Genomic DNA, 13,621 nt, shown 5'->3' on the forward strand with positions numbered 1-13,621 from the left:
TGCTTTCCCACTTAACTATTGTTTGAGATTACCAACTTAAAATCACTTTGCCCGATTGACCAGAGCCCATTACATCAAAACCTTTTTGAAATTCCTCAACCGGATATTGGTGAGTAATAATGGGTGCCAAATCCAAGCCAGACTGGATCAAACTTGCCATTTTGTACCAGGTTTCAAACATTTCCCGTCCATAAATGCCTTTAATTGTAAGACCTTTAAAGATTACTTGATTCCAGTCTACCGCTACATCTTTGGGAGGTATTCCCAACATGGCCACTTTACCGCCATTATTCATTTTGTCCAACATATCACGGAACGCTACTGGAACACCTGACATTTCCAAACCCACATCAAAGCCTTCTGTCATGCCGAGCTCAGACATAACACTTGCCAAGTCTTCTCTGCTAACATCCACTGCGCGCGTGGCGCCCATTTTAAGGGCCAAATCCAAACGATATTCGTTAATGTCAGTGATGACCACATTTCGTGCTCCGACGTGCTTTGCCACGGCAGCCGCCATGATCCCAATGGGTCCCGCACCGGTGATCAGCACATCTTCGCCAACTAAATCAAAGGATAGAGCGGTGTGCACAGCATTACCAAATGGGTCAAATATTGAAGCCAAATCATCACTGATGTTGTCGGGGATCTTAAAGGCATTAAACGCAGGAATAACCAAATACTCAGCAAATGCGCCAGGTCGATTAACACCGACACCTTCAGTATTGCGGCACAAGTGGCGACGTCCAGCACGGCAGTTACGACAATGTCCACAAGTTATGTGACCTTCACCAGACACGCGGTCACCAATGCTAAAGCCGCGAACTTCTTCTCCAATTTCAATTACGGTACCCACATATTCGTGACCCACGACCATAGGTACCGGAATGGTCTGTTGAGACCACTCATCCCAGTTGTAAATGTGCATGTCTGTGCCACAAATAGCGGTTTTTTTAATTTGAATTAACAAGTCATTGTGGCCAACTTCTGGTTTGGCGGAGTCCGTCAACCAAATCCCTTTTTCAGGATGCAGTTTTGCAAGGGACTTCATGCAATCACTCCTAACTCTTTACCTACTTCAATAAAGGCGTCGATCGCTTGATCGACTTGCTCTATTGAGTGTGCCGCCGACATTTGGGTTCGGATCCTAGCCTGACCCTTGGGTACTACTGGGAACGAAAACCCCACAACATAGATACCACGTTGCAACATTTTATCAGCCATCTCGCTTGCCAATTTAGCATCCCCTAACATGACTGGAATAATGGCATGATCTTTCCCACACAAAGTGAAACCAGCTTGCTGCATTCTTTGACGAAAATGCACGGCGTTTCGGTTTAAACGTTCGCGTAATTCGTCGCCGTTGCTCATCATATCGAACACCTTGATTGAAGCAGCAACGATTGGTGGCGCAACGGAATTGGAGAATAAATAAGGACGAGAGCGTTGTCGAAGCCACTCTACAACATGCTTTTTACCCGAGGTATAGCCACCAGACGCTCCTCCTAACGCTTTGCCAAGAGTGCCGGTAATGATATCAACACGTCCCATCACATCATTGTATTCATGGCTGCCGCGCCCCTGTGCACCTACAAAACCCGTTGCATGACAGTCATCAACCATTACCATGGCGTCATATTTCTCTGCTAGATCGCAGACGCCTTTTAGGTCAGCAATGACGCCGTCCATTGAAAACACACCATCGGTAGCGATCAATTTGAACCGTGCGCCGTCTGCGTCGGCTTGTTTTAGCTGGTCTTCCAAAGCCGCCATATCATTGTTCGCATAACGATAGCGCTTCGCCTTACACAAACGAATACCGTCTATGATACTTGCATGATTCAGCGCATCTGAAATTATAGCGTCTTCAGGCCCCATTATGGTTTCAAAAAGTCCGCCATTAGCATCAAAGCAAGAGGGGTACAAAATGGTATCTTCCATACCTAAAAACTGACTGATCTTCTGCTCAAGTTCTTTATGAATATCTTGAGTTCCGCAAATGAACCTGACTGAAGCCATACCAAAACCGTGCTCATTCAGACCTTGTTTCGCTGCGCTAATCAGTTCATCGTTGTTGGCCAACCCTAAATAATTGTTAGCACAAAAATTCAGCACATGACCACCGTTACGCACGTCAATGTCAGCCTTTTGGGCAGAGGTAATAATTCTTTCTGATTTGTATAATCCGTCTTGTTTGACTTGCTCAATCTGGTCACTGAGATGTTGGTAAAAGGCCTGGCTCATAAATACCCCTAAACGAAATTTGTCTCTATGGTAAAAGAAAACATCGCTTGGGCATACGATTAAAGCAGCGTGATTGAATCATTCTATTTGGAAAATCAGTTTTCAATCTGTAATGTTTTGATTACAGCGAGTTATTAACTTGACGCTAATTAAGTCTCGACTTGTGCGTTGCCATAACACCATACACCGTCTTTGCAATAGTTCTCAAGATCAGCAAATAAGCGAGATTGAGGGATAGGCTTAGCAATATGATAACCCTGTGCCATATCGCAACCAAACGCCTTTAGAATTTCAATTTGCTCAGGCTCTTCGATCCCTTCGGCTATCACTTTCATATCAAGGTTCTGCACCATTGCAACGGTCGATGCTACGATTTGCCTGTCAGCATTGCTTTTCAACATGCCATCAATAAAGGCGCGGTCTATTTTAATGTATTGAGCAGGCATTTTTTTGAGATAACTTAGCGAAGAATACCCCGTACCAAAATCATCAATTGAAATCAGAAAACCTTTATGAATTAGGGTGCGCATTATTTGCGTAGTGCGCTCAATATCAGACACCAGCGTTCGCTCGGTTAATTCCAATTCAAATAGATTGGGATTGAGGCCCGTCTCGTGAATTTTTTCTTGCAAGTACACTATTAGGTCAGGGTCTAAAAACTGGATTCCCGCCATGTTGATAGCGATCTTCAAATCTGGATAGCCCTTATCACGAAACGCTATCAATTGAGAAAACGCGTTTTCGATACACCAGTAGCCCAAAGACAACATAAACTCGGTGTTCTCTAGCATAGGAATAAAATATCCCGGCGAAACCTCCCCACGCTCTGGGTGATCCCATCTGAGTAGCGCCTCAAAACCGATTAACTTACCGGTACTTAGCTCAATTTGTGGTTGCAAGGCAAAACTGAAGTGATCATCGATCAAGGCCCCCCTTGCTTCGTCCTCCAACGCGACTTTATCCATTGCTAATTTCGACATACTCTCATCGTAAATTTTGTAGCTATTGCCTCCGGCAGCTTTCGCTTGATACATAGCAATGTCGGCATGACGGATGACCTCTGCAACCTCCGTATTGTGGGAAATAGTAATGGAAAGCCCAATGCTTGTTGAGACATAGAAACGCGTAGCGCCCACGTTAATCGGTGCTCGAAATCTATCCAACAACTTGTCTGCTACTTTAATTGCTCCATCTATCTCGTCTAAGTGGGCGAGTAATATGGCGAATTCATCTCCCCCCAGGCGATAAGCCATATCGGTTTCTCTGACCACGCTCTGAAAACGAATGGCGGCTTCAATTAGCAATTCGTCACCCACTGTGTGTCCATAGCTATCATTGACCTTTTTGAAATCGTCCAAGTCAAATAACAACAAAACAACAAACCCTGGCTTGCGTTGCAGGTTAGCGATAGATCTTTCTAAATCAAAAAGTAGCATGTTGCGATTCGGTAAATTGGTAAGCTGGTCGAACATGGCGATTTTTTCAAGCTCACTGGTTTTGGCTTGAACTTCTTCATCCAACTGTTCCAACTGAATCGCCAATTCGTTTGCAGAGTCATTTAAGCTATCTAATTCGTCTTTGAAATAATGAGAATTGGTTTGCGATTGAGTTTTAAAACTCTTGTACTGTCTCTGTGACAACAAAGGCAGTCTTGCAGCGAGCAGGATGAGTCTTTTTCGCACGCTGTTAGTCAACAAATACAACAACAATATAGCACTAACAAATACTACCGTTGCCGTAACAAAAATACTTTTTTGGTAGTCTTTATGGGCTTTCATCACCGGCGTAATGTTATGTGCTGCAAGCACAAAATCTCGTTCCGAATTGACGGTAGACATAGGGATTAGAGCGACAAAATAGTCTGCACCATCTAAATTAACGTGCGCTCCCTCTAACAACAACCTGTCCAGTGACATGGACTCAGGAAGTGAGGCAATTAATGGGGCAATAAGCTCGTATTGTCGCCTTGCCAGAGGACCCCGAATGAATAAAGATTTTGCGAATTGCACTTTTGGCTCACCAGCCATGTGCACCAAGGCCAACGTTGCGTCGGTTGAACGATTTAAAAATGCAAAAGTATCGAGTAGTCCCATGCTCAACGTGAGCACTGACATGTCGCTATTCCTTTCTAATATCGGGACTGAAATAACCTGAATGCATGTTTCGGAGCAATAGGTGATCGCTTCAGAGCGTTGAGTATTGAAAACATCTTTTGTTATGTTCTTTACATAGTCAGGAACAGTAGTTTGAGTACTGAAGACTTTGGATTGACTGCTATCGTACAACCACATATCTTCAATTTGCCAATTGAGTTGCAGATACTCATAGCGAGATTGTAGTGTTTCTGCCAAAGCATTGATTTGTTCTGGTTGGTTCTCATGAAGCCTGACAAAAATCTCAACCCACGCTTCGATTCGGTTTCGAAACATCTGATTTAGTAGTAAATACTGGCTTTGATTTTGTTGTTTGATTTCCTGCTGTTTAAGCACAAAATCCTGATTAGTTTTTTGCAACCACAAAATCGACATAGACGCGCTAAGGGCAAGTAGAACACCCAATAGAAGAAGTATCATTTTTTTAGGGAGACTGATAAACGGCTTCATATCTAGAACCAATACATCAATTGGGCTGCCCAAATATTCCAGTACTTTTGGTCATTAACTTCGACATTAGGTATTAGCACTGGGGCCAACCGTCCAGTTCCTTTCACTCGGTGAAATTCCAATTGTGTGCGCCAGTTTGGCGCTGGATCCCAACTTAAACCCAATGTAAAGGTGTCTTGAAATCCAAAGTATGCAGGAATGGCACCCATGGTGGCCGCTTCTCGAATTCGACCATCCCGATCTTTACGATTTTGGTCATAAAGGCTTAACCTTGCTGTGAAAGTCAAATCAGAACTATAAAGGTAGCGCCCTTGAATATAGCCACCTTCGGCCGTAGCATCGTCAAAAAAGTTCGGAAAGAGAATATCTGTGTAAGCCGTTCTTTCGCGGAATAGTTCTCCGGCAATTTGCCAATTGGAAGCTGCATAGCTTGCTTGGATCAGTAGGCGTTTTATCGAAACGTCACCATCGACAAATGAGTCATCTGCTCCTTGAGTATACTCAAAATCCGAATCGAGTATTCCAATTCCCAAGCGAACATTGCTGCGTTGCCAAACCGTATTAAATTGTTGCACAAATTTTTGTTTAAAATCGCCTGTGAACCGCTGTCCGACAAGATTAGACGTCTGCTCCCGGCTGATTGGCGAGCTGCCATAGCTCCAATAATATTCCCAATCACCCCAACTATTTGATGTATTGGCGACAACGGCCAATCCGTCTACACCCAAGGCAACGTCTCTGAAGCTATCGAAATAGATAGATTGTGGCAAAATAATTGTAGGTCGAGTATGAGGAACGTCTCGCGTTGCAGAGTACATCCAATGATAATTTTTGACTCTACCTGCGTGCACATTCACCTGCCAATCAAGCGAAGCAACTGCTTTCCAGTCAAAAAACAAGTAGTCAGCCCTGATGCCCTCCGGGTAACGGTTTCCGCCATTAAGATACACCGCTTGACCAGCAACTCTGAAGCGTGAGCCTAAACGATAAGACCCGTTAATTCCAATTTCGGTAAGCTTTAAAGAAATATCACCATGATCGTCAACAAAATTACTATTTTGAGCATCTATAAGCCCTTGAGCGACAAAACCATGCCATTGCAACGCTTTGGGCGAGTCTGCTCGAGAGGTCAGACAAACAAGTGCTGTCGAAATGGCAAACAAGACATAAATGGGTCCTTTCATTAATTAGTCCTCCACCACTATGATTTTATGAAGCGATGTTAATTTCGAAATATCTGAAACATAACCTATGGCACCAGGTGTTTTGGCGATGAATTCAAGCATTTTTTTCTCGCTTTCTACGTTTATCGGCTTTTCACCAAGACCTGAGTAAGCAAGCTTCTCCCAAAGCCTTTCAACTTGATAAGGAAACATGTTGAGGAGGTCTATGCATAACGTTTGGTGCACAGGGTTATTTGAATCGAGCGTGTAGACAACAATTGGCTGCCCGTTTGGCCAGACCGTTTGCCGCATGGAAACAATTTTTCTAAGCTGCGCGGAAGAAAGTTTAATAATATTAGTGTTTGTGTGAGCAACGACATAAACCGACGACTCGTCGGCATACGTGGGTGGCAGCACAAATAGCGTGAGCAATAATAAAGTGACTCTGGCCAGTCGACTTATCAATCCTTTCACCTATATTTCAATGCAGGAACTCTCCTGAGAATGTAAGATTAGCTCAAGCCAGTTAAACTTGCGTGATAACCTAGCGGTTAGTCGCAGATTTAATTGACTTTTTTCCTGTTTGATCAAATTAAATTTACAAACAACAGATAATTCGATTCTTTGTATAGAGTATATTATTTACCAACATGTCACAATCTCATCAATCACATACAGCGCTATCCTTATCCTTTTCTGAACGAATGGCGCTTCTGGCATACTCTTGCCTGTTCTATCTGATTTTACCGGTACTTTTTTTACACTGGCTCTTTAATAAAGTACTTAGAAAAGCCGATTTTGATCAAAAACGTCTTTCGCGATTTGCTTTTTACAACAACGAGTTAAGGCCTTGTGATCTAATGATTCACTGTGTTTCCGTTGGCGAAACAGCCGTTGCAGCGACCTTGGTAAAACAGTTGTTGGAACGACAACCTCAATTAAAGATTACGCTGACAACTACGACTCCAACAGGTGCAAAAAATGTCAGTAATTTGCTCGCTGAAAAGGTTCAGCATATTTATTTGCCATTTGATACAGGATGGTTGATGTCCCGCTTGCTCAACAGACTGAAACCTAAATGTGTACTGATCGTTGAAGTGGAGTTGTGGCCAAACCTCATAAGGCAGTGTACAAAAAGAGGCATACCGATTAGCGTTATCAATGCGCGCATGACCAAAAATTCAGTAAAAAGTTATCTCAAACTCAGCCCATTGGTGCAACCAATGATGCGCGGCTTAGAAAAAGTCTCTGCACAATCTCAACGGGATTACGACAATTACCTAGCCCTCGGATTTCCTGAAGATAGGCTCATTAACGCAGGCAATATAAAGTTCGAGTTAGCTGCGACAGAAACCCCTGTCACCCATCCATTAGTGGAATTACTCAACCAATCCACTCGACCAATTCTCATCGCAGGAAGCACCCATGAACCCGAGGAAAAAGTTTTACTTGATGCGGTTAAGATACTTGCAAAAGACTTTCCCCAAATATTACTAATTTTAGTGCCGAGGCACCCGCAACGTTTTGACAAAGTTGCCGAGATATTAAACACATCCAAGATATCATTTAGCCGCTGGAGTCATACAAACGAGTTACCTAGTTCTACGTCAGTGTTGCTGGTAGACGAAATGGGCTTGCTAATGTCTTTGTACGCTTGCGCTGATATTGCATTTGTGGGTGGCAGTATCGCTGACCGCGGTGGGCACAATGCATTGGAACCAGCATCTCTTGAGCTACCAGTTATCATGGGACCCAATCAATACAACAATCCAGAGATTTGTAAAATACTGCTTGAGAACGGCAATTTGCGTAAGGTTGCCGATGCTGCCGACATTGCTCAGCAGTGTCAGTTGTGGTTTCGCGATGAAGCATTAAGACAAACAGCAGGGCAAGCAGGCACGACTGTCATAGCTCAAAATCGCGGTGCCCTTTCAAACACTATCGCGTTTTTGGGTTTGTAGCCAACGCCACTGAGCGTGAAGAATTAGGATTGTCTAGACCTTTTCAACTAACAACTTGTCAAATATCTTGACCACTGCCCCAACCTCAATACGCGCCATTAAATTTTCGCCTTTGGCGCGTTTTCCCCAAGGTAGCTCAGGCCATGCTTTGCCAGTTTGCTCCTTGATTGCCTCGTCATACACAGAAACCACATGGGCCAAATCGTTGTAGGGCCCTGTACGTTTTGGATTACTGTGAGCATATAAACCGATAACAGGCGTAGCAACCGTTGTTGCCATGTGCGCTGGCCCGGTGTCTGGCGCAATGACCAGTTCAGCGTGTTTTAACACTCCGAGCATTTCTTTTAATGAGGTTTTTCCAATCAAGTTTTGGCAGGAGTTTTCCATTGAGGACTGGATCTGTTCGCCCAGTTGTTTATCAATCGCAGCCGGACCACCACACAGCACAACCGTGAATCCACAGTTATGAGCATGGTCAGCGACCGCTGCATAACGTTCTGGTAACCAATTACGCTCGGCTTTGCTTGCAGCTGGACTAATGACAACATATTTGTTGAACTGGGTTTTAAGCTGACAACCCATTGCTTCTTCGTCTTGTGTTAGAGGGACATTCCAATTGATTGATGAGCTTTTGGGCATACCAATGGCATCAGCAAAGCCCATGAAGCCCTCCAATACGTGAGCATGTTTTTGTGCTGCAATACGCTTGTTGGCAAACAGCCAATGCAACTCTTTACTGCGAGCCCAATCAAAGCCTATTTTCACTTTGGCGTTTATGACCCGAGACACCCAGTTTGCACGAAAAGCCACTTGCATTAAAAACAGTGCATCAAAGTGCTCTTCACGAAGGGATTCTCGCAATGCTAAAACCGCTTCTTGGCCTTTGCTTTTATCAAATATGATAAATTTCACATTCGGCATGCCCTTCAAAAGCTGATATTCCACTTTGCCAATGATCCAGGTAATTTCAATACTTGGTGAGTGTTCAATTATCCGCTCAACCATAGCAGCTGCGTGGCATACATCACCAATGGCAGACAAGCGTAAAATGCAAAGTTTCTTAATATTCAAAGTATTGCCAACAAACAAGGCTGTAAACTGTGGCTAATTTCATTACACTTTGCATCAATAAACAAGGGCTAGACACATTCAATGCATTCACAACCACTCCAATGGCAAGATAATCAGGTAATTTGGCGCGCCCCGGACTTGCTGCCGAATATCGATGTAAACGGCTTTGACGGCCAATGGTGGAAGCATAACGGTAACTTAACAGGTGAGTCGGTAGGAAGAGGAACGACTTACTTCTTTCGTCACCAGCAGCACGAGTTTGTCTTGCGCCATTATCTGCGAGGCGGCCTTATTGGCAAGCTCTTAACCGACCAATATCTATACACCGGGCTGGAAAACACACGAGCCTGGCAAGAAAAAGACTTATTGAGCCGTATGATTAATATGGGCCTACCTGTCCCGACTCCTGCCGCTGCAAGAGTAGAAAAAGTAGGCCTGTTTTATCGCGCTGACCTTATCACAGTTAAAATTCCCGATGCCCGCGATCTCCACCACATGTTGTTGGAGTCAGAGCTTTCTGACGACGTCTGGCATAACATCGGCGCCACCATTGCATGTTTTCACAAACAACAGGTCTACCATCACGACCTAAATATTCACAACATCATGTTGGATGATGCAGGCAAAGTCTGGCTGATAGATTTCGACAAATGTGCGATTAGGGCGGGCGATTATTGGAAACAGCAGAATATTGAACGTTTACGCCGTTCATTGGGAAAAGAAACGAGCAAATACAACAATTATCAGTTTACCCAACAAAACTGGCAAAAGCTTCTCAAGGGTTACGAGAACTAAACGCTAGTCTTGCTGCTTCTTAGAGCGCGTTCTGTAATGCAGTTCATGCAATTTAGCTTCTTTCAAAAAACCATACATTGCATCGATGGTTGCATGCACTAGTCCTCTGCGGCCTGATAAAAACATCTTGCGCAAGAAATAAGCTTTGATAAACATCAATGGAAATATCAAGAGCAGTTTCAACCAAGAGGGTCGCTTCCCATTGTTAAACTTCTCCTGAGCTTTTAAAGAAGAATATTTATTCTGTTTCGTCATTAAAATATCTGAACTATGGTAGCCGTAGTGGATTACGCGGCCAGGAATAGACGACAATTTTGCACCATCAATCAAACGCACATTCTCATGTACTAAACGATCTGTAGGAAAGGCTATCTTGTCTTTTTTGTAGATCCTAACAATCGAACGTTTTGCAGATGAGGGCGACATCGATTCACCCCAGAATATATCTTCAAAGTAAATTCGAAAGGCATCGGCTTCTTGGGCGTCGACACTTTGTTGGATCAAAGCTGCATGCTCAGCCGAAATACTTTCATCAGCGTCCAAATTAAAGACCCACTGATTTTGACATAGGCTCATTGCATAAGATTTTTGTTTGGCAAAACCCAACCAATCCTGGTGGTGGATTTTTGCGCCATACCGCTTCGCGATTTCTAGGGTTTTGTCGGAGCTGCCAGAGTCCACCAGCACAATTTCGTCAAAACACTGAACAGACTTGAGCATTTTTTCAAGGTGCTGCTCTTCATTTAGCGTAATGACAAAAACACTGATGGGTGTATTCGGCATATGATTACTCTTTTTCGGATTGTTGTTGATTAATCGACCATAACGCCGCGTACTTATGGAATGCATACTGGCCGAGGATCATTGCCATCAAAAAGCCTCGTTTACCATCCAAGAAACCCAAGCGAAACACGTACTGTTGAACAAAATCAACAAAAAACCTCAACACCGCATAGCTTAGCGAGGTGCGTTTATTCTTTTTGGCTTTTTCTTGGGCACCAAGCACACCATATTTAAGGTGTTTTTCTTGTGCATGATAGTAGTCTCGCCAGCTATAATGCAAAAGTGCAGTTTTTAGAACTTTGATTTTTTTGAGTGGCATTTCTAACGATTCATGCACACTTCGGTCTTTAAAGTTAGCGCCTTCTTTTAAGAATATTTTACCTTGTGGCGATGAATATCTGCCATGTTTTAGGGGTTTACCAAATAGGTAGGTATGCCATGGGATTTCTAACATTGTCACATCTAAGTCAGCCTGAGACATCACCTGATCTATCTCAGCCTTGAGTGCTTCGGTAACCACTTCATCAGCATCGATATTCATCACCCAATCATGCTCACAATAAGCCAATGCGCGATTGCGTTGAGGCCCAAAGCCTGGCCAATCGGTTTGGTACACCTTATCGGCATATTGCTGGGCAATTTCGACTGTGCCGTCTGTACTGCCAGAATCCAGAACAATGAGTTGGTCGACCCACCCTGCCAAAGGCTTAAGCGCCGCTTCAATGCGATCGGCCTCGTTGCAGACGATAAGAAAACATGAAATTTTGCGTCTTTGCATGGGTTTGTTCACTTACAGGCTATATTTTATCTCGGCAAAAACCGTGACGTCATGATCTGTACCTTGCTCGTTAACTTTGCTTGAGTCAAGAACACCACCAATTTTCAATTGCCAATCGCCCCAAACAGTCTGGTAGTAGCCACTCAACTGGGTAATTTTTTCAGTGAGTCCTAGCGATTCGATTGTAGGATCTGTTGTCGAGTCGTTATCATCAATGTCTATTTGTCTGATTGTCGCTTCAACCACATCACCATTGGCAAAGTGCTTTAGAAAGCCAAGTGAAATCATACTGGCATCCGACTCACGGCTATCACCTAGTTCACGGGTATAATATCGATACCCCGATGAGTAAGTACCGCTCTCGTAGAAGCAAGTTGTCACATCGACAATAGCTTGATCACAGGATACGTTGGTATCGCTGGCTTCCAGGTAAATTTTGGCACCAAATAGATAACTGGAAATCCCCACACTACTGGCGTTGTTCGCCACATTGAATTCACTTGAATCACCTTCATCTACAAATTGTGCATAGATATTGACCGGTATATCTGCTGCAATAAATGTATATTTGAAATCCAGTCCAGCCAAATGAGAGCCCACGTGTGTTTCTTCGGTTGGGTCACAGGTATCTGTGCCATCTGGGCAGCGCTTGTGGAAGGTTAAAACCTTTAAGAAATCACTGGCACGGTCTGGTTGACCGTCACCGCCCCACACGGCAACCCAAGATAATCCTACTTCTAAATTCGACACCGGTTTTGCAGTAAAACGACTGGCCCATATTTTTGCATCAGGCACATCTCGGCTGTCTTCCAATTGCCCCACTTGAGCGGTGGCATACCAAGGCCCTAAGAATGACAACCAAGGCGACTCTGATGCGGCGGTACTAGAACGTGACAAGGCAAGGGTTGGAATAGGGCGAGCATTATTGGAAAACACCAGGCTATTCGAGTGCGCTGGGCCCCACCACTGATCGATGGCTCCCAAACGAAGATTCCAGTCTCCAAATTGGTAGGCGATGAAACTTTGGTCATAATTCTTTTCACCACCTGGCTCAAAGTTGACTGATATTTTAGTCGCCAGTCTTTTGAAGCGTGTTTCAGTACTTAGATTTAAACGTCCTTTCTCACCTTGTTGCCCGTCAAAACTAGCCAGCCTGCTACGCTCGTTTGCTCCATAACCTGTGGCGGAGGCGAATGTGTCGTTACGTTTTTGCAAAATGAGATAGTGCGTTAAACGTCGCGCGGAAACCGCTGCTGCGTCTGGCATATCTGTAGTTTTGAGTTGCTCTAACTGGCGTGAAATCCCTTTCCAAGGAACAGGAAAGGTTGTTGCTGTCGAATCTAAGTAGCCATATTCAGTAAGAATCTGAATATCATAGTGTAATTGGGGATCAGTCGTGCCAATCCACGGTGACGCTGATACTTGATGATGAAGGAATAAAAAACATAATGATAAAACTAACACTAGACTAAAGCGCACTTACTACTCCTTTTTGCGGCAATGTCATTTGGTGAATCCAATATAGGTTGCTCCTGCTATGTTGCAAAATAAACAATACGTTGCTTTGGCTTTGGACAACTTCCAATCACCCTTGGATTTATTCGCAAGCGTATTATAAGCTGTGTGTTTAAAATATAGAACCGCGCAGAGTTGTTTATATGCATAAAAAAGCCATTTACCCAGGCACGTTTGATCCAATCACTAATGGGCACGCCGATTTGATAGAGCGGGCATCCAAGATGTTTTCTTCTGTGACGGTATGTATTGCGTCCAATCCTAGCAAGAAACCGTTGTTTACGTTGGAGGAGCGTGTTGAACTGATCAAGGCAGTGACGTCTCATTTGAATAACGTAGATGTCATTGGTTTTACTGGGTTACTGGCAGATTTTGCAGACTCGTTAGATGCAACCATTCTGATCAGAGGTTTACGCGCAGTTTCAGATTTTGAATATGAATTTCAATTGGCAAACATGAATCGACGACTTAATCCCAAATTAGAAAGTGTGTTTTTAACACCGGCTGAGGAGAACTCGTTTATTTCTTCGACCCTAGTCAAGGAAGTTGCCATGCATCGAGGCAATGTTGAGGGATTTTGTCACCCTGTTGTGCAAAAAGCATTGGATATTAAACTGCATAAATGACGTTTAGACGCTATTTATCTCCCTCTCGAAGGATGGGCTCTCACAACTATCTGAATTGCCTGGCCATTACTCCACTACCAAT

At 43.8% G+C, this 13,621-nt stretch carries 12 protein-coding genes; 3 read left to right on the top strand and 9 right to left on the bottom strand.

All coding sequences use genetic code 11. The features are described 5' to 3' along the window. Positions 1–28: 28 nt before the first annotated feature. The 5 genes from tdh to FM019_RS02045 form a co-directional block, all read right to left on the bottom strand. Entirely contained in the window at positions 29–1,051 is a 1,023-nt protein-coding gene (gene tdh, locus FM019_RS02025) for an L-threonine 3-dehydrogenase (protein ID WP_143834215.1), read from the bottom strand. Continuing rightward, the gene (locus FM019_RS02030) at positions 1,048–2,244 is read right to left on the bottom strand and encodes a glycine C-acetyltransferase (RefSeq protein ID WP_143834216.1); all 1,197 of its coding nucleotides are present in this window, start codon (positions 2,242–2,244) and stop codon (positions 1,048–1,050) included. Before FM019_RS02030 ends, tdh begins: the two co-directional genes overlap by 4 nt. Before the next feature lie 149 nt (positions 2,245–2,393). After that, positions 2,394–4,847: a bifunctional diguanylate cyclase/phosphodiesterase gene (locus FM019_RS02035; protein WP_143834217.1), complete on the bottom strand. Its 2,454-nt coding sequence runs from the start codon at positions 4,845–4,847 to the stop codon at positions 2,394–2,396. Positions 4,848–4,849: 2 nt separating this feature from the next. Continuing rightward, a complete protein-coding gene (locus FM019_RS02040) occupies positions 4,850–6,031 on the bottom strand; it encodes a TonB-dependent receptor (protein WP_143834218.1) in 1,182 nt (393 codons plus the stop codon). A 3-nt stretch (positions 6,032–6,034) separates the two neighbouring features. Next, the gene (locus tag FM019_RS02045; RefSeq protein WP_143834270.1) at positions 6,035–6,475 is read right to left on the bottom strand and encodes a hypothetical protein; all 441 of its coding nucleotides are present in this window, start codon (positions 6,473–6,475) and stop codon (positions 6,035–6,037) included. 185 nt (positions 6,476–6,660) lie between these two features. Between FM019_RS02045 and waaA the strand changes: the two genes are divergently transcribed. Continuing rightward, a complete protein-coding gene (waaA, locus tag FM019_RS02050) occupies positions 6,661–7,971 on the top strand; it encodes a lipid IV(A) 3-deoxy-D-manno-octulosonic acid transferase (protein WP_143834219.1) in 1,311 nt (436 codons plus the stop codon). 33 nt (positions 7,972–8,004) lie between these two features. Here the strand turns inward: waaA and FM019_RS02055 are convergent, their stop codons facing one another. Beyond that, on the bottom strand, positions 8,005–9,042 hold the full coding sequence (locus FM019_RS02055; RefSeq protein WP_260681497.1) for a glycosyltransferase family 9 protein: 1,038 nt from the start codon (positions 9,040–9,042) through the stop codon (positions 8,005–8,007). 81 nt (positions 9,043–9,123) lie between these two features. On the opposite strand from FM019_RS02055, the gene FM019_RS02060 reads away from it, so the two are divergent. Next, positions 9,124–9,837 carry a 3-deoxy-D-manno-octulosonic acid kinase gene (locus tag FM019_RS02060; RefSeq protein ID WP_143834220.1) on the top strand — a complete coding sequence of 238 codons (714 nt, stop codon included), beginning with the start codon at positions 9,124–9,126 and terminating at the stop codon, positions 9,835–9,837. 3 nt (positions 9,838–9,840) lie between these two features. Here FM019_RS02060 and FM019_RS02065 read toward each other — a convergent pair whose 3' ends face one another. The 3 genes from FM019_RS02065 to FM019_RS02075 are packed head-to-tail and all read right to left on the bottom strand — an operon-like array spanning position 9,841 to position 12,877. Beyond that, a complete protein-coding gene (locus FM019_RS02065; RefSeq protein ID WP_143834221.1) occupies positions 9,841–10,620 on the bottom strand; it encodes a glycosyltransferase family 2 protein in 780 nt (259 codons plus the stop codon). A 4-nt stretch (positions 10,621–10,624) separates the two neighbouring features. Beyond that, the gene (locus FM019_RS02070) at positions 10,625–11,398 is read right to left on the bottom strand and encodes a glycosyltransferase family 2 protein (RefSeq protein WP_143834222.1); all 774 of its coding nucleotides are present in this window, start codon (positions 11,396–11,398) and stop codon (positions 10,625–10,627) included. A 12-nt stretch (positions 11,399–11,410) separates the two neighbouring features. Further along, the gene (locus FM019_RS02075) at positions 11,411–12,877 is read right to left on the bottom strand and encodes a capsule assembly Wzi family protein (protein ID WP_143834223.1); all 1,467 of its coding nucleotides are present in this window, start codon (positions 12,875–12,877) and stop codon (positions 11,411–11,413) included. 179 nt (positions 12,878–13,056) lie between these two features. Here FM019_RS02075 and coaD point away from each other — a divergent pair, with 179 nt between their 5' ends. Next, positions 13,057–13,539 (top strand): pantetheine-phosphate adenylyltransferase, encoded by a 483-nt coding sequence (coaD, locus tag FM019_RS02080; protein ID WP_143834224.1) that lies wholly within the window; start codon positions 13,057–13,059, stop codon positions 13,537–13,539. The last annotated feature ends 82 nt before the right edge of the window (positions 13,540–13,621 follow it).

Source organism: Aliiglaciecola sp. M165 (assembly GCF_007197995.1).
Classification (GTDB): domain Bacteria; phylum Pseudomonadota; class Gammaproteobacteria; order Enterobacterales; family Alteromonadaceae; genus Aliiglaciecola.